The 17,963-nt window shown below is 61.8% G+C and carries 10 protein-coding genes; 9 read left to right on the top strand and 1 reads right to left on the bottom strand.

Going from position 1 to position 17,963, the window contains the following annotated elements; translation table 11 throughout:
- The first annotated feature begins 45 nt into the window (after positions 1-45).
- From Pla175_RS14105 to Pla175_RS14065, 9 genes are all read left to right on the top strand, one after another.
- A complete protein-coding gene (locus Pla175_RS14105) occupies positions 46-1,533 on the top strand; it encodes a leucine-rich repeat domain-containing protein (RefSeq protein ID WP_145286074.1) in 1,488 nt (495 codons plus the stop codon).
- Positions 1,534-1,737: 204 nt separating this feature from the next.
- Positions 1,738-2,151: a hypothetical protein gene (locus Pla175_RS14100; protein ID WP_145286071.1), complete on the top strand. Its 414-nt coding sequence runs from the start codon at positions 1,738-1,740 to the stop codon at positions 2,149-2,151.
- A gap of 165 nt (positions 2,152-2,316) precedes the next feature.
- Positions 2,317-4,350 carry a primary-amine oxidase gene (locus Pla175_RS14095; protein ID WP_145286066.1) on the top strand — a complete coding sequence of 678 codons (2,034 nt, stop codon included), beginning with the start codon at positions 2,317-2,319 and terminating at the stop codon, positions 4,348-4,350.
- 320 nt (positions 4,351-4,670) lie between these two features.
- Positions 4,671-6,278: a HEAT repeat domain-containing protein gene (locus Pla175_RS14090; protein ID WP_145286063.1), complete on the top strand. Its 1,608-nt coding sequence runs from the start codon at positions 4,671-4,673 to the stop codon at positions 6,276-6,278.
- Between the two features lie 714 nt (positions 6,279-6,992).
- Positions 6,993-7,622: a hypothetical protein gene (locus Pla175_RS14085; RefSeq protein WP_145286060.1), complete on the top strand. Its 630-nt coding sequence runs from the start codon at positions 6,993-6,995 to the stop codon at positions 7,620-7,622.
- Between the two features lie 59 nt (positions 7,623-7,681).
- Positions 7,682-8,158 carry a (2Fe-2S)-binding protein gene (locus Pla175_RS14080; protein ID WP_145286056.1) on the top strand — a complete coding sequence of 159 codons (477 nt, stop codon included), beginning with the start codon at positions 7,682-7,684 and terminating at the stop codon, positions 8,156-8,158.
- A complete protein-coding gene (locus Pla175_RS14075) occupies positions 8,155-10,428 on the top strand; it encodes a xanthine dehydrogenase family protein molybdopterin-binding subunit (RefSeq protein WP_145286053.1) in 2,274 nt (757 codons plus the stop codon). Before Pla175_RS14080 ends, Pla175_RS14075 begins: the two co-directional genes overlap by 4 nt.
- On the top strand, positions 10,425-11,621 hold the full coding sequence (locus tag Pla175_RS14070) for an XdhC family protein (protein ID WP_145286049.1): 1,197 nt from the start codon (positions 10,425-10,427) through the stop codon (positions 11,619-11,621). The genes Pla175_RS14075 and Pla175_RS14070 overlap by 4 nt, the downstream gene beginning before the upstream one ends.
- A complete protein-coding gene (locus Pla175_RS14065; RefSeq protein WP_145286045.1) occupies positions 11,614-12,240 on the top strand; it encodes a nucleotidyltransferase family protein in 627 nt (208 codons plus the stop codon). Before Pla175_RS14070 ends, Pla175_RS14065 begins: the two co-directional genes overlap by 8 nt.
- 714 nt (positions 12,241-12,954) lie before the next feature.
- Here the strand turns inward: Pla175_RS14065 and Pla175_RS14060 are convergent.
- Positions 12,955-17,124, bottom strand: coding sequence for a hypothetical protein (locus tag Pla175_RS14060; protein WP_197526824.1), 4,170 nt, complete (start codon positions 17,122-17,124; stop codon positions 12,955-12,957).
- Positions 17,125-17,963 lie beyond the last annotated feature (839 nt).

Below are 17,963 nucleotides of genomic sequence, written 5' to 3'. Positions count from 1 at the left end.
AGGCGTCGTTCGACCCCCCCCCATCAACCAAGTAGCGAAGAAACCATGCCTACAAATTCGCCCAACCTAAAGGTAAGCCGGTTGGTCCCGCTGGCGTCCTTAGCGGCCTTCTCGCTCGCTGCGCCGATCGCACTAGGGGTCGAGCCCCAGGCCGCCAGCACTCCAGCAGCCAACGCCGAATCGGCGGACGCTGGGAGCAAGCCGGCGATGCCATCTCCCGAGGTCATCGCCGCGTGGACTAGTGCCGGCGGACGTTTTAGTTCGACGGGAGACGTGCCACTATTCTTTTTCCTCAGTGTCTCCTCCGAAAAGCTCGATAGTCTTCCCCCACCGCAGGTTCCATTCGGACTGCGTCTTGTCGGTTGGCCTGATGCGGGGCTAAAAGAGATAGCCGGGCTGACTCAATTGCAGTCGCTAATACTCGAGAATTCACGGGCAACCAATGCGGGTCTTAAGTCATTGGCCAATCTCAGGCAGCTGAAGTTCTTGAAAATCGAGTCATCCGGACTGACCGACGAGGGGATAAATGAGCTTGCCGCATTAACTCAGTTGCAGTCGCTGGACCTTACGGACGTCCGAATAACGGACAGAGGAATGAAGGTAGTTGCTGGACTCTCTCGACTGAATTCACTGAATATTGCTCACACCCGGGCTTGGATGCCGGTTGGTCACCCGTTGAGGATAGTTAGTCCGGTGACGGACAATGGGCTCAAGGAGATGGCCGCGCTATCGCAGTTGAATTCGCTAAACCTGTCTGGGTGTGAGAACGTTACAGACGAGGGGATGAAAGCACTCACAGGGCTGATTGGGTTGCAGTGGCTGGACCTCAGTAGAACCCGGGTGGCCGACGAGGGATTGAAAGAGCTAGCCGGATTGAAAGAGCTGCAATGGCTGAATCTAGCCAATACCCAGGTGTCCGACCAGGGAATGAAAGAGATAGCCAAACTGAAGGAGCTGCAATGGCTGAATCTAGCCTACACCAAGGTGACCGACCAGGGAATAAAAGAGCTAGCCGGGCTCGTGCGGTTGCAGTCGTTGAATCTGAGCGGTCGCGTGGCGGTGCGAGATGGGCAACGTATGGTCAAGAGTCCCGGTCGCCTCAACGTGACTGACAATGGGGTGAAAGAGCTAGCGACGCTTGAGCAGCTGCAGTCGCTATCTCTCGCCGGTACTCAGGTGACGGGCAAGGGAATAAACGAGCTCGCCGGGCTCGTGCAGTTGGAATCATTGAATCTGAGCGGAACCAACATGTCCGACCGCGGACTAAAAGGACTGGCAAAATTCTCGCAGTTGCAGACGCTGAACTTAGATTGGACCGAAGTTACGGATGAGGGGATGAAGGATTTAGCGGGGCTGACTCGGCTTCGGTCACTTGGCGTGTCCAAAACTCGCCTAACCGATTGGGGGCTAAGAGAACTATCCCAGCTCCCACAATTAGTAAAAGTAAACTGCTCCGGCACCGCAGTAACCCGGAACGGAGCGCAAAGATTGCGCACAAGGTCACCTCCCGTACAAGTGTTGGGCGCCCGATAGCTGATTCGTGCGAACCCCGCCTTAGGGAAGGCCGTCTCGTCCCGGCGCAGGCAATCGACGGGAAGGATAACCGGATGAGTCAGATCTGTTGGATGAGATGCTGCGAGGCTTCGCATTCGGCACCCATCAGATTGAGCTGCGCCTACGCGACCAATGTCTTTTGCTAGCTGGTTGAAGTTTCTCTTCCGCAGTTTCGGATCGCCCATGTTCGCAGACCGGCAAGCAAGCAGCAGGGACAAGATGGTGGAGTGGTACTACCTGGCCACGCCGCTGTTCCTGCTCCTCGATGTCTTTGGTGGAACGAGTATTCGCGTGTCGGCGCTCGACGGCGCGCCGATGCTTAAGTACGGCTACTACGGTGGGTGCTTTCTGGCTGGGGTCTTGTTCTACCGGCACGAGGTGTTCTCCGCGGCGTTTGGGCTATTGGAAAGCGTGGCGAACATCTTCTTGTTGATCTGGAGCGTCATGGGCCCGTACTACGACGCCATCAAGCGGGCTGCTGAGGGCGAGTTCATCCAACCCCCCATGAACATCGATCACATCATCAACTTCGTCTTGGTCGGCGCTGTTCTCTTGGTGAGCTTTTTCCGGAATCCATTGATCAAGAAAGCCGGATAGGACGGCTACCGCTGCACGTAGGGCGGAACTCTTGCTCCTCGTTGACGTTGTCGTACAGGTTTATCCCAAGCTTAGACCTCGTCAGGCGAACCCACTCTATCCAAACGGTTTTTCATTCGTCCTGTGTTTTCGCTTCCGCTCCGAACCTAACAAGGAAACGACACGATGAAGAAATCGACGTTGGCCGTCCTGGCCTCCCTGATGCTTGCGGCGCCGACCGGACACGCCGCGCCGCAGCCCGATGGCAACGCAACGGTCAAAGACGACGCTTGGAAGAAGCGGTCCCCGGACCATCCGCTCGACCCTTTGACCCATGGCGAGGTTCAAGCCGCCGTCGAGGCGCTGCGGTCGGCGGGCCGATTCGCCGACGGTGTGTTCGTTCCCACGCTCGTGCTCCGCGAGCCCTCCAAGGAGTCGGTGCGCGACTGGGCCCCCGGCGCCCCGCTCAAGCGCGAGGCCTTCGCCGTGGTGCTCGACCGAGCGAACCGTGTGAAAGCGGAGGCCGTGATCGACCTCGCTACCAACACCGTCACCTCGTGGACGGAGATCACAGGGAGCCAGCCGCACGTGCTCGTCGAAGAGTTCTACGGGGTGCCGGAGATCGTCAAGGCAGATCCCGATTGGTGTGCGGCGATGGCCAAGCGGGGCGTCACCGACGTCTCGAAGGTGCACGTGGATACCTGGGCCGCCGGCGTGCTGCCGGCCGAGGGCGCCGTGCCCGGCGCCCGCCTCTGCCGAGCGATCGCGTTCTACCGCGGGGAGGGCAAGAACCCCTACGCCCGCCCGATCGAGGGCGTCGTGGCGGTGGTGGACGTCGAGCTGGGCAAGGTCATTCAGGTGCTTGACACCGGTGTCCGCCCGATCGCCAAGAAGGCCCCCGAGTTCGACGCGGCGTCGCTCGGCGCGCCGCGGACCGGGCTCAAGCCGTTGTCGATCGAGCAGCCCGAGGGCCCGAGCTTCGCGATCAACGGCCACGAGGTCCGCTGGCAGAACTGGCGGTTCCGCTACGCCATGCACCCGCGGGAAGGATTGGTCCTGTACACGATCGGGTTCGAGGACGGCGGCAAGCTCCGCCCCATCCTGTACCGCGCGTCGCACTCCGAGATGATCGTCCCCTACGGCGACCCTGACCCCAACTGGTACTGGCGGGCCGCCTTTGACGAGGGGGAGTACGGCATGGGTCGCCTGTGCAACGAGCTTCAAGAAGGGCTGGACGCGCCGGGCAACGCGGTGTTTGTGGACGCCGTCTTGGCGAACGAGACCGGCGTCCCCGAGCTGCGCCGCAACGCGGTCGCCTTCTTCGAGCGGGACGGCGGCATCCTGTGGAAGCACTGCGACGAAGACGCCGGACTACGCTACGTCCGGCGGAGCCGGGAGCTGGTCGTCCTGCACACGGTGACGGTGGGCAACTACGACTACATCCTCAAATGGATCTTCCACCAGGACGGCGTGTTGGAGGTCCGCGCCGAGGCCTCTGGGATCCTGCTGGCCAAGGGGGCGCCGCAGGCCCTGTGCGAGACGTGCATCGCGGCCGCCGAGGGCAAGGCGGTCGAAGGGGACGAACGCGTCGGCACCCTTGTCGACCACCAGGTGATCGCCCCCAATCACCAGCACTTCTTCAGCGTCCGGCTCGACTTCGACATCGACGGCCCGCAGAACAGCGTGGCGGAGGTGAACGTCTCCAGCTTCCCCGCCGGGCCGGACAACCCCCAGCTCAACGCGTTCCAGGTCGAGAAGACCCCGCTCGTGTCCGAGCGTCAGGCGCAGCGGGACATCAACCTCGACAGCCACCGCCACTGGAAGATCTACAACCCCAGTGTGAAGACCGCGCTGGGGCACTACCCCTCCTACCTGCTGGTGCCCGGCGACAACTCCGTTCCCTACATCCACCCGGACTCCGCGACGCGGAAGCGGGCGCGGTTCGTCGACCACCACTTCTGGGCCACCGCCTACCGCCCCGAGGAGGTGTACGCGGCCGGCCCGCACCCCAACCAGAACCCCGCCAGCGAAGGGATGCCAGAATGGATCTCCGACAACCAGTCGCTCGAGGACCGCGACTTGGTCGTCTGGTACACGATGGGCCTCACCCACGTGCCGCGCCCCGAGGAGTGGCCGATCATGCCGACGGCCGGCATGGGCTTCAAGCTCGTGCCGATGTCGTTCTTCAACGAGAACCCAACGCTCGACGTGCCTGAGTAGGTAGGAGACCTAACGGACAAGAAACGGTATTGAGCTCCGCTGAGTGGGCTCAAAATAGCTCGATCAGGACTAGCAAATGTCGCTAGTGCGAGTGGAGGCTACAACCGTTCCCGAGTTGCGTGAGAGACCATGAAACTAGCAGCGATTGAGAGTGATCTTGTAGGGATCGGCGGCTGACGTCAGGATGCGGCTTTACGCAACCGGCTGTCATCCGTCTGTCTGCTTCGCGTCTTTCTGTTGATGAACATGGGAATCGTTGGGTCGGGCACAATGCGCCCGTCGTCCGAATTTCAAAAGTCTAGTTGGAAGGACGTGAAGTGATGAACCTGCTAGTTCGCAAAGCAACGGCGTGGGCGCTGCTGTGCAGCCTTGGCCCGTTCGCCGGGACCGTGGTAACGGGTGAGGCCGCTGAGCTGCGGTTGCGAGAATCGCAGTGGCAGGAGATTCTCCACGCCGAACAACAACAGAATGAGCAGCGCGCTCGGGGGGAACCGTTCACCCAGGCGGAAATCCAGGCGGCCCGTTCCCGGGCCAGCGAGCTATCCAAGATCGACGCGGGCTCCACCTTCGGACAGATCCAGTTCATGAGCATGCTCAAAGACCCCCCTGAAATCGCTCGCCTGCGCCGACTGACGTTCTCTCTCCTGTCCCGCGAACAGACCAGCCGGCTGAGCCAATTCGATCCGACGACCGCCAGCGGCCAGGAGCTACTGGTCAACATTATTAGCGATTCCGAAGCGCCGGATTCCGTGCGTGCGGGGGCAGTGACGCAACTCCACAAGCTGCGGATTAGCACCCCCGAAGTGCAGCAAGCCGTGCTGCAGCTTATCCATAGCGACACGGACTTGGATCTCTTCGACGCGGCAATTCGTTCACTAGATGACATCGGGGTATCAGCGGATCAAGCCATCCCTGTGTTGCTGCAAGTCATAGATGACCACCGCTTCTTGAGGTGGAGTGCATGGGGTGGCCCTACCATCGCTCAAGCCGCAATCGGTATGATAGGATGTTACGGTCCGGACGCGGCGGCCGCGATTCCCATGCTTGAGCGGATATCTGATCCAGCGAACCGCCAGCTCGACACACGTCCGATGCGCTACCGCCTAGGCCGCATCGACCCCTGGCGGTACCCGTTTACCACCCGGGGTGAAACTGCCGTCGAGCCACCGGTGGCCACGCTTGCTACGGACGATCCTGATCGACGCCGGGCCGCCGCACAGCGCCTGCGCACGGCGGTGGTTTGGCGAAAAAGCTCGTCGGCAAGAACGGCCCTAGGCCGTATTGATCCCGCGCGGTTTCCGTTCTACGCCTGGAGTGAATCAGCCATCAAGCCACTGGTGGCCGTGCTTTCGTCGGACGATGCTGATCGACGCAGGGCTGCGGTGGAACGCCTGCTCATCCTGCACGATCACGCTTCACCTGTTATCCCAAGACTCGAATCATTGCTCGACGACGAAGATGCGCAAGCACGTGCAGCGGCCGCTGCGGTGATACTTGCCATCCGGCACAATGTACGGGCTAGTGAGGTCCTTGCCGACTACGCCCGCTCGGGCGACTGCCGGGACCAGCTGTTGCTGCTCGGGTGGCTCGAACAGCATGAGCTGCACGTCGACGAATCTGCCCTGCTGCTGCAACTGCTTCGCGAAACCGACCCGCAGGTGAGTTCGCGGGCAGCCGCGAGTCTAGCTCAGACGGCGCGCCACGAAGAGGAAGCGCTAGACGCCATGATCGACTTGTACCAACAGGGTACCTATGACAGCCAACTGCAAGCAATGAGAGCCTTTTACGCTTTCGGTCCCGAGCTCATCCTGCAGGTGAAGCCGACCATCGAAGAAGCTGCCCAGCAGGAGGGCGACGTGGGCTACGTGGCGAAGGGCGTGCAACGCCGCAAATTTCGCGGTTCCACGGCGGCGAGCCCGCAAAAGTAGCCCAAGGCAGACGCCATGGCAGAGGAGAAAGGAGGCCTGAATTGGCGGACTACGGCGCCGCGTCGCCATTTCATGATCTTCAGTTCAACCGCCGTAGCCGCGTTCAGCAAGCCCGTCTTAGCTCTGCCTGCCAAACTCCTTTCGCGTGCCCTTTGCCAAATACGACTCCCGGGCACTTGTCCGAGCGGGCGGCCATTGCTGTGGCGGCAATTCCTGCATGGGACACAGTCGCACGCCTAACGACGTTTTTCAAAGAACCAAAGTCTGGTCCCTTGCCGGAATTGCGAGAAGCCGTCGACCTGAGACGAACTGGCGGCGTATTTGACAACGAGGTCGGCGGCCGATGCCCTTGCGACGACCAAGCGAGTATCACGGTTTTGCGTAGCCAGTGCACGGCTATCGAATCAGTCGACCCAATGTGCGCAGGCGATGGAGGTTTCTTAGCAAAGCCCGACTGGGCCGATTAGTTCAACGAGCAACCCAATCCGAGTTACCCCACTGTCGAAAACGCCACGAGCCCATTCGAGACACAGAAAGCGCAGCCCAGCAACGGCGAACAAAAAGCGTGGTCGGTTGGGCGCCTCCGAATGCCACGTTGTTCGCGTGAGCAACTGAAATCGGTGAAGCAGAAATCGTCGGACATAATGCTACAATCAGGACCCCGCCAATCCTAGGAATCGCGGTGGTGACGAGTCGCAGCAGTAGGAGAAACCAATGAATACCTTGGGTAGACTTGCCCTGTGTCTCGCCGCGGTTGGGGCCATTGCACTTCTGTCCGCGACAGGTCCCGCCCAGGAAGAGAGCCTGCCGGCTCCCGGTCCGCCGACGCGCACCCCGGAGCAAATGCAGAAAGAGAAGTCACTCGTCGCCTTTGCCAAAGTGGCTAGCGTCCTGCGACATCCGCGCTGCATGAACTGCCATCCAAGCGGCGATCGGCCGCATGTCGGCAACGATCGTCATCTCCACGGGATGAACGTGCAACGCGGGCCGGAAGATCACGGCGTGCCTGGCCTGTACTGCAGCGCCTGCCATCGCACAGAGAATCAAGCAGTGCCGAATATCCCCGGTGCGCCGCATTGGCAATTGGCTCCGCCTTCGATGGGCTGGGAGGGACTCGACGATCACGATCTGGCTGCCATGCTGATCGACAAGAATCGCAACGGCAATAGATCGTTGGAAGATCTCCTGCATCACATGAGAGTCGATGCCTTGGTGCTCTGGGGCTGGCAAGCGGGGAGCGGCCGCTCGAATCCGCCGCTCAGCCACGAAGGGTTCATCAGGGCTCTAAAAGATTGGTTTACAACGGGTGCTGCCCTGCCACCCAAGGGAGCAACGACATTCTGATCTGATCTTCATCGTTGCCGGACGACCCGATCACAACTACACCGTGCGTGAATCCTGCCATGAAAGTCACCTTTCAGCTCAACGGAGAGCTGCAGTCGGTTGAAGCCGAGCCGGATAGACCGCTCCTATGGGTCTTGCGAGAAGACCTGGGGCTCACGGGAACGAAGTTTGGCTGCGGAAGGGCTCTCTGCGGGGCCTGCACGTTGCACGTTGATGATGAGGCGACGCGGGCCTGCGCCTTCCCCATCAAGTTTGCCGAAGGCAGACGGATCACGACGATCGAATACTTGGAGAACGACCCTCGCGGCAAAGCCGTGATAGACGCCTGGATAGAGAAAGATGTCGTGCAATGTGGATGGTGCCAGCCAGGGCAGTGCATGTCGGCGGCGGCACTGCTGAAGGAAATCCCCAATCCGGATGACGAAGACATCAACGCCGCCATGGCTGGCAACCTGTGCCGTTGTGGAACCTACGGGCGCATCCGCGAAGCCATAAAGGTCGCTGCGGCCGCCGTGGGCAAGGAGGTAGTGCTTTGAGCATCGAAAGAAGGTTTCAAGCCGCCTTCGCCCAGATCATGGCTGGACCCCAGCAGCGAATTCCGCCAACGCCCGCGGTGACGGTGGACCTCGTCCCGCACGGTGTCTCGCGGCGCTCGTTCCTCCAGCAGGCGATTGCTTCCGGTAGTGGGCTGGCGCTGGCCGTGTCGTTTGGCGAGAGCAGCATCGTCCACGCGCAGACCGCTGCGGCGTCCTCCGAAGCCGCAGGAGATTTTGCCCCGAATGCCTTCGTAAAGATCACCGCAGAAGGTGTGGTGACGATCATTGCCATGCACGACGAGATGGGGCAAGGCATCCATACAGGGCTGGCCATTGCAGTCTGCGAAGAACTGGAAATCGACCCCGCCGAGGTCAGCGTGGTGCATGCACCGGCCCACCCGGACTATAGTCACGTAGACTACGGCGTCCAAATGACCGGCGGCAGCAGCAGTATCTATTCAGCCCGCGATCCTATGCGCAAGGCTGGCGCCACCGCGCGGGAGATGCTCATCGGAGCGGCGGCCGAACGCTGGAGCGTTGACCGTAGGCTGTGTTCCGCCGTTGAGGGTCACATCGTCAACAACGTCACTGGTAAGAAACTAACCTACGGGGAACTCGCTGCCGACGCGGCAAAACTAAAAGTACCGGAAGAAGTGCGCCTGAAGGATCCGAAGGATTTCACACGCATCGGTAGACACACTCACCGCGTCGATTCGGCCACGAAGGTTCGCGGAACCGCTCTTTTTAGTTTCGACAAGAGAGTCGACGGAATGCTCACCGCGATGGTAGAGCGCTGCCCTTACTTCGGCGGCACTTTGGTGAATTTCGACGCCACCAAAGCAACCCAAGTGGCGGGCGTGAAGGCGGTAATCCAGGTGGATTCGGGGATCGCTGTAGTCGCCGACGGCTACTGGTCGTCCCTGAAGGGCCGCCGGGCGCTTAAGATCGAATGGGATCCTGGCGCCGCCGCGATGCTCGATTCTGAAAAACTGTGGATGCAATACCGCGAGATGGCAAGGCAGGAAGCCCGCGTTGTCGAGCGTGAAGGCAACGTCGAGCAGTCGCTGGGCGACAATCGGACGTTTCACGCCACCTATGAAGTTCCCTTCCAGGCGCACGCGCCGATGGAGCCGCTCAGCTGCCTGGTAACTTTGCGGGACGATGGCGGCGCGGACTTGGTCACCGGTTCGCAGATGCTGGGCGTCGATCGCCTGCAGGTGGCAGGCCGCTTGGGAGTGCCGGTAGAATCGGTCCGAATCGAAAACTGCTATCTCGGCGGGGGCTTCGGTCGAAGAGCTAATCCCGCCTCTGACTTCCTGGTCGAAGCGGTCGACGTCGCGCTCGCGGCCAAGCGGGAGGGCAACTCTGCACCGATCAAGACCGTCTGGTCGCGGGAAGACGATATCCGCGGCGGATGGTACCGGCCCATGTACGTCAACGCTGTGTCCGCCACCTTCAAGAACGGTCGTATCGACGCCTGGCGGCATCGAATTGTGGGACAGTCTACTCTCATCGGCACGACGTTCGAGCCGATGATGGTCGTCGACGGCCTCGATCCAACCTGCACCGAAGGTGCTACCCGATTGCCGTACGCCATTCCGAACAAGCAGATCGAACTGCAGACGGTCCGCCTGCCGGCGCCCGTGCAATGGTGGCGTTCCGTTGGGCATTCCAACACCGCCTTCGCCAAGGAGAGCTTCTTCGACGAGTGTGCGGAGAATCTTAAACGCGATCCGCTGGAGTTGCGGCAGGAATTGCTTCGGGATCAGCCTCGTTTGCTCCGTGTCTTGAACACCGTCGCCGAGAAGGCTGGCTGGGGGCAGCCATCGCCAGAAGGAATCGGCCGCGGCATCTCGGTACACGAGTCCTTTGAAGGTTTCGCCGCGCATGTCGTAGAGGCCTCAGTCGAAGGCGGCGTGCCGAAGATTCACCGCATCGTCGTGGCCATCGATTGCGGTCCGGTGGTCAACCCCGACCAGGTGGTTGCTCAAATGGAAAGCGGAGCCCACTTCGCGCTGTCGTCCATTCTCAACGGCGAGATCACCTTTAAAGACGGCCTAGTCGAACAGAGCAACTTCGACGACTTCCTGGTGGTGCGGATGCACGAGGCGCCCATGATCGAAGTCCACATTGTCGACAGCGACGACAAGATGGGCGGCGCCGGTGAGGTGGGCGTCCCCGGAGTAGCCTCTGCCGTCTGTTCGGCCATCTACGACGCCTGTGGCAAACGCATCCGTCGGCTCCCGATAGGAACCCAACTAGAGCAATGAACGAGCTCCGGCAGATACTCCACGCCGTCGCGTCCACCGACGAACCGCTGCACCTAGCAACCGTGGTCGACGTCGATGGCTCGGCCTATCGGCGGCCGGGAGCGCGGATGTTGGTTTTGCCCGATGGGGGTCACATCGGCGCCATCAGTGGCGGCTGCTTGGAACGCGATCTTTGCCGACAAGCGGCAACCATCTGTAAGCGGGGGCCGAGACTGATCTGCTTCGATACGCGCAGCGAAGCGATGGATCTCAACGCCCGGTACGGCCTGGGCTGCAGCGGCGTCATCTACGTGCTGGTGGAACCGGTCACCCGTGACGACCGCTGTCCGATACGACGCTTGCAAGAGGTGTTTGAGACGCGTCTTCCACAGGTTGTCGGCACTGTCTATCAGACCAGCGGCGGTAAGTTTTCCAGTTTGCAACTCGGGCAACGATTCGCCGACATCGACCTAAGCTTATCTGGGCTGTTCGCGAATTCGTACATTGTCGAAGAGCTTCGCTATTGGTTCGGGCAAACGCGTGCGACCAGCAGGCCGGTTTGTTGCCAGCTTACCCGTTCGGGTGACGACCCCGGGGAGAGTGGAACTCGGGTCTTTATCGAATTGCTCTCACCGCCCAAACCGCTTTGGATTTTCGGAGCTGGCGACGATGCCATCCCGCTGGCCATGATCGCCGGCGATCTCGGCTGGTGCGTGTCCGTGATCGACGACCGCCCAGGCAATCTTACCAGGTCCCGGTTTCCCACGGTGGATCGGCTTGTGCTGGGCGCAAGAGAAGAGGCCCGCAGGCAACTTCCAGCCACACCCCAGACAGCAGCGGTGTTAATGACCCACCATTTGAAAAAGGATGCCGAGATAGTCCCGTGGCTTTGTGGGCTGCAGCTTTCCTACGTCGGCCTGCTGGGACCCAAGTCGCGAACCGGCGAGTTGATCAAACACATTCATGCCGCCGGCAATTTGCCGCCGCTAGTGCAACTCGACAAGCTCCACACGCCGGTCGGGCTCGACATCGGAGCTTCCAATCCAGGGGAAGTTGCCGTCTCGATTGTCGCCGAAATAATCGCTGTTGACCGTCGTCGGAGCGGTAGGCCGCTCGCCCAGCGTAACGGCCCCATTCACCATCCGGTGGCGCATCGGTTGATCGACTCCCGAACTCCGCAAACGAAGCAGGCCTTCGCCTGGGACCATGAATAGCCACCACGTCGCTGGCATCGTCCTGGCGGCCGGCCAGTCCAGTCGCTTGGGGCGACCGAAGCAGCTCGTTGAACTTGACGGCAAGCCCCTCGTGGTTCGCGCCATCGAGAAACTAGTCGCCGCCCGCTGCGTTCCAGTGCTCACGGTTCTCGGTGCGAACGCCAAGGAGATTCGCACCGTTCTATCGGACTCGCCCACGGAGCTACTCATCAATCCATGTTGGCAGCAGGGCATCGGCAGCAGCATTGCGGCGGGTTGCCGCCAGCTAGCGGGCCGTGCCGACTTCATTCTCATCACCTTGTGCGACCAGCCCTTTGTTTCGGTCAACCACCTCGCTTTGCTCATTGAAGCCGTTGCTGCCGACGGCTACTCGATCGCGGCTTCGCAATACCCCAATGGAGCCGACGGCGTGCCAGCCGCATTCTCTCAGCAACACTTCGCGAATCTGCGCCGGCTGTCAGGAGATTGTGGAGCCCGACAACTGATCGAGCAGTCCGAGCACTTTCGCATTCCTTTGGACGAGGGGCACGTCGACCTGGATACGCCGTATGACCTGACCGAGTTGCGTAGCAGGATCGCTCTGCAAGCGACGCAGGAGACATCGAATGCGAACAGCTGAGTTCGGCAAGAACGGACGAACTCGTTACGCCTCCACCGCGATTGCGCCTTCCGCCAACCAAACTGCGTTAGCGCACAGACTTCGGGCAGCGGGTGGGCCAACACCAGCGGATTCCCCTCCGGTTCAACTTGCAGCGGTGCAGCTCACCTCCCTCGGGGGCCAACTGGCCAAGGGAGCATCAGCCTCAGCTACTGGGAGCACCTGCAAGCTCGCAGAGGTCTCCTCGCCGAAGGACGACCTCTGCAGCTATGGCGACGGCCCAACGGACCGCGGTTGGTTCACACGTTGCGACTTCGCCGGAGCCGGCTCTCAGGGCAATGATGTCCACCTCGACGGTTTCGATGAGTTTCCAGACCGCCAAAGATGGTGCAACCGCATGCACTTGCTGCGGATTGCGATTGTAATCAGTCTGGTTCATCGCTGCTCAATTCGGGAGTACGGCCGTCTCCCAGCAAGCCCGCCTCGTCGAACAATTGTTCCCTATCTTCAAGCAGACCCGCGCCAAGGATCTGCTTCGCGGGTCGGACGACGATCTGACGGAGCGTCTCGGAAGTGTCTTTCCGGCCCATCGGCTGATTGCTGGCCGCGCACACGAGACAAGGGGATCGAGAAGGCTCGGAGTAGTCGGCTCTCTCACCGCGGGTCGATCTCATCGTCTCCAAGGCAACAGGCCACCGCTGATTGTTTTGTTGCAGGCAGAACATCGGCGATTCGCTACGGGCGACGGCCCCCCTTCCAGCTCGCGCCGCAAACCGCGACCAACGCCGCCAGAACGATCGCCGACGGCTCGGGCGTCGAAATCGGCGCCGCCTGTCCAAGTTGGATAGATTCCCCGAAATGGATCCGCCAAACGTCGTAGTCCGATTGCCCGAACCGGACGCCAAGCCCGTCGCGCCAGACGGTGTAGTCGGCCGCATCAACGGCGCCATCCGAGTTGTAGTCTCCGGCCAGGCCGATCGCCACGCCGTCGTTCAGGGCGATTACGCCGACGCCGTCGTCGGTTACATCGATCGAATACTCAAAGCCAGGCGCGAGACCCTCGATCTGGACCGTGCTCGGGTTCCAGCCGACCAAGGCCGCAGGGTTGGTGCGGAGTAGGGAGAACACATCGTCGGTCTGGGGGGCGAAGCCGTTGATAAACCTAAGGATTACATCCCCCCCAAGGTCGACGTCTCCCAGGAAGACGACCTGATCGTGCTGGGCGCCGGGGGTCAGGCCCCCGATCTCCAGTTCCAGCGAGCCCGTCACCGACTGCGAGTAGTTAGCGTCAATCGTGATGATCCCGGGCGATTGCCCCGGGATCCCCTTGCCGTCGTTGCGAAAGTTGTTCGCGATGATCGTTCCGCTACCGCCCCACGCGCTGCCGGAGCGAATGATCACGTCGCCCAGCACGTTCACAGTTGATCCAGAGTCGAGTTGAAGAAACCCGGAGCCTTGCTCCGTGCCGTCCGGACTCGCTCCACCGATCTCCAGCCGCCCCCCGACGTTCTCGTTGCCAACCGTCCAGGTCGCACCGCTACTGACCGTGGCGACGCCGGACGAACCGGCGCCGATCACCGTGGGCCCGGTAGTCGTCTGGCCGGAAACGACGAGCGTGCCGGTGGGGGCGCCAAACCCCCCGGCAACCCGGACGCCAGCCCCGAGGTCGCTCATGTTATCGAGCAGGGCTTGGCCGCCAAAAACATCTAGCGAGCCGACCATTCCGAACTCGCGCACGCCCGAGACCGAGAGGACTCCCCCCGCGGTGATTTTTGCATTCTGCGCTAAGAAGTGAGACTGCTCTCCGGATAGGTTGAGCCTCCCCCCCGAGTTGACGAGGACGAGGGTCAGATTGTTGTCGAAACGGGTGTAGTCGCCAAACTCGGCGAGCCCAGATACGCTCAACACATCGAACCCGTCCGCTCCGTTCATCTCAACGGTCGTGGTGGCGCCCGGCGACCCAAGCACCGTGAGGACGCCGCCTTCATTAACATCCAGGCCGGCGTGGGGTTCAGGGCGGATCCGCATAGTTGCGCCACCCGTCACGCGCATCTTCGCGCCCCCCTCGACCGCGACCGACTCGGCGGACCACAGGGTCTCCGCGCCATCGATGTTGATCTGAGAGGCAACTGTTGCTTGGAAGGCGCCCATCGTAGCCGAGGCGCCCCCGGACACCGTCACGTCGATCGTCCCCTGACCCTCTAGAATCGAGAAGTCCTTCATGACAACCAGCTGCGCCTTGTCCTGAACCGCTAATGTCGCGCTCTGGCCCGCCCCGATCTTGAGGTCGCCGGTGATCTCCCACTTGGCGCCCTCAGAGAAGAGGCGAACGTAACCGTCCGCGCCGCTCGTCTCGGAAATGACGGCGTCGCCGCCGGTCGTCAGCGTGGAATTCTGGCTGACGAAGAGCGCTCCCGAGCCGCTCCCCCCCACCTTCATGTTGCCGCCGTGGGTCGCCGCAGTAAGCTGGCCACTAGCGTTACCCCGGACGTTGAGGACGCCCTCGCTGCCGGCCATCGCGCCGATGACGATGTCGGTCGACGACGAACCCACAAACCGTCCCCCAAAGACGACGTCCAGTCGTCCTTGCCCTCCCCCTCCGATCGTGAGGTCTCCACCAAGCGTCCAGAGGGTAGGGGCCGGGGTGGGAACCTCGCCGTCGATTGTCGCTTCGCCGCTGCTGCCGCTGTCACGAGCGATCACCGCGTCTCCTCCGGTCGTAACCGTTCCGCCGTACGCGATGTTAAACTCGCCCTTTTGGGATGTCTCCGCGCCGACGGTGAGGTCTTCGCCAATCTCCCACCGCGAACCGGGGTCCACGATACTAATCGTGCCGTGAAGCTCCATCGGGCCGGGCGCTGAGGAACTAACGACGCCGCGCCCCTGTGTCACCAGCCGGCCGCCCTCTTTCACGGTGACCTCGCCTGTCCCAACGTTTCCGATGCGGAGATCATCCGCGGCGACGTTCGCGCGTTCTCCCACGATCTCGAGCAGACCATCACCCCCCTGACCCTGGCCGAGGTTCAGGGCGCCAGCGACCTGGAGATGGCCCGCTTGCTCGACCCGCACGCGCGCTTTGGAGTTCAGGCCGAAGCTTGCGTCGCCCCCGATCTCCCATCGGGCGGGGTCGCCCGTCGATGAAACCATCACTTCCGCCCCAATGCCGACACTCTGCCCGACGACGACATCGCCATTATTGGCGAGAAGGGCGCCGTCTTCCACGAAGAGAAGCCCCTTGGACCCGCCGCCAACGACAAACGCGCCGGTCGTTTCGGCCGAGGAGCCGGCGCCGTGGACCTTGAGCTCTCCTTGCGCTTCTGCCGTCTCGCCTTGGCCGATCATCACCGCTTGGATCGTGAGTTGCGCGCCGTTGACGACCTCCAGGCGACCGACGCCCTCTCCGGCCAGGATCAGGTCACCGCTCGAGATGAGGGCCGACTCGGCGCCGTCCAGCACGATCACCCCGTTGGAAGACTCGTGCAGGCCGATCTCAATCGGCGACTGCGTTTCAATACGGCCTCCCTCGGCGATCATCAATGTTCCTTCGCCCTCCTGGCCCACGACGAGGTCATCGCTCAAGATCCAGCGCGAGTCCTGTCCCTCAATAGTGACGACGCCACTGCCGGTAGCGTTGGCCCCCAGCATGACCGCGCCGAGAGACGTGATGGTCGCCCCCTGGCTGAGGTTCAGCTCTCCCCGACCCTCGCCTCCGATCTGTAGCGAACCGCTCTGGCCCAGGTCCAGTTTGGCCGTCGGGCCGATCAGGTTGAGCACGCCGCGGGCGTTTTCGCTGAAGCCAAGCACTCCCACGCTATTGACCTTCAGGGTCCCCCCGTCGCGGATAAACGCGTAGCCCGTATCGTACTCGCCGATGACCAGGTTGCCCGTCTCCCACTCGCCCCCCTGCTCGACGTTGATTGTGCCGGTCGATCCGGCGACACGTGCGAGGTACGCGTCGCCGCTGAGGACCTTCCCCATCGAGTCGATGGAGACCAGCCCCTCGTCGTGGACCCCCACGGCGACCTCGCGGGCCCGCAGCTCTGCCCCCTGCTGGACGAACAGTTCGCCGCGGTTGAACTCACCAACGTTGACGTAAGCGTTGTTGGCCGCGACCAGCGTGTTTTCTAGGACCGTCACCCGCGCGACGCCCGCTTGCGCAGTTGGACCAACATCGACGCCGACGAGCAAGAACTGATCGATGTTGACCAGCGAGTCGTTCCCCCACACCACGTTGGTCAGACCGGCGCCGAGCACCGAGTCAGCGGAAGCAACATGCACGCCGAGCGTTTCGATCCGGCCGTTGTCGAACAAGAAATCCGTCGGCACGAATGCGTTGATCCGGAGCTGACCCGCATAAATCGCCGACCCCTCACGGAAGTTCATCACTGGCGTCTCTGGCAGCGGGTCAAGAGGCGACGCCGTGCCGGTCAGGCTAACCTCGTCGGCAAACAGCTCCGTGACGTTGTTGAAGTCGATCCGGTCGGTGGCGGTGACCTCAATGATCGGAGCATCGAGGCCGGTCCCCTCAAAGACCATCGGCAGGTAGTCGTGCTGAAACCCCTCGATGCCGATGATGTCTTCTTGATTGGAGAGGTACATCTGGCTCGTCGAGCTGACAAAGCCGCCGTTGAAGGTCGAGTGGGATGAGAACCCCACTTCATTCATGTTCTCAAAGGTCGACATCGCAACCGAGCGCATTCCCGGTACGCCGAAGAACAAGGGATTAAGCCCGAAGTAGAGGTCGTCGCCCGGTTCGGGGAGGTGGTAGGTAAAGATCGCCTCTCCCGTCTCGGGGTCGATGACCTCGATATCGACGCGGCCGCGCCAATTCTCGGCCACGCCGGCCGAGCCGCTCCCGGTGGTCGTGCCTGGGACGGCGGAACTAAACTCTCCCACAAAAATCATGCTGGCCTGTTCGGCGATCGTGGACTGGCCGAATACAAGATGAGCAGTAATCAGAAGCAAGCATCGAGACAAGCTCTGCGGACGGTCCAGCAGCCGACAGCCCAAGCACGGGGCTTGGTGGGCGTAGCGAGACCACGCTCCGCGCATACTTCGGATCCCCATCGCAATATCCTCAACTAATACGGGCGGACGGGCGACAAACATGGTCCATGACGCTACGGCTTCCCGGATTATGCGGCTTGCCGCCGCGGGCTGCAAGCGTTTCTTGGCGGAGAACCCGGCCTTCGATCGGCAGGCGACTGGTCATGTTGCTGCGGAGGAGCGCGTTGAGTCTCCGGATGGTGAACCGCTAGGCTTTTTTCACGTCCGAGAGCATGGGTGCTAGAACGACAGGTCGGCAATCCCCGTTGAAGTATGGCCTTGGCCGATAGGTGCTAATTGTAGCCGCCATCGGTCAACGGGCCGATTCGATCAGCGGACCTTGGCCAACCGCCCTCGGCGTGAAACACCGACCGCAGTCTGTTTCATCTTCAACATCAGGTTGCCGTCGGTTGGATCAGTCGATTCCGACTACGCTCCGGCGCAACCTGCAGAGGTGCAGCTCACTTCCCTCGCGAGCCAGAATGCCCAACTGGCCGAGTGTGCCCAATCCGCAGCGGCTGGCCGGCTCCGCCAACTCGCAGCGGTGTCCCGGCTCGGCCAAGACCTCCGCAGATCGCTCCGGGTGCCGAGCCGCGGAAGCTGGTCCAACTCCGCCAAGCTGGCCGGCGACGGATCCGAAGCGGGTGATGTCCACCTCAGCGACTTAGCTGAGCCTCCAAGCCGCCGAAGATGTTGCA

Origin of the sequence: Pirellulimonas nuda (assembly GCF_007750855.1) — a bacterium.
Taxonomy (GTDB): domain Bacteria; phylum Planctomycetota; class Planctomycetia; order Pirellulales; family Lacipirellulaceae; genus Pirellulimonas; species Pirellulimonas nuda.
Note: the sequence above shows the minus strand (reverse complement) of the source record. Positions and strands in the feature narration are given on the sequence as shown.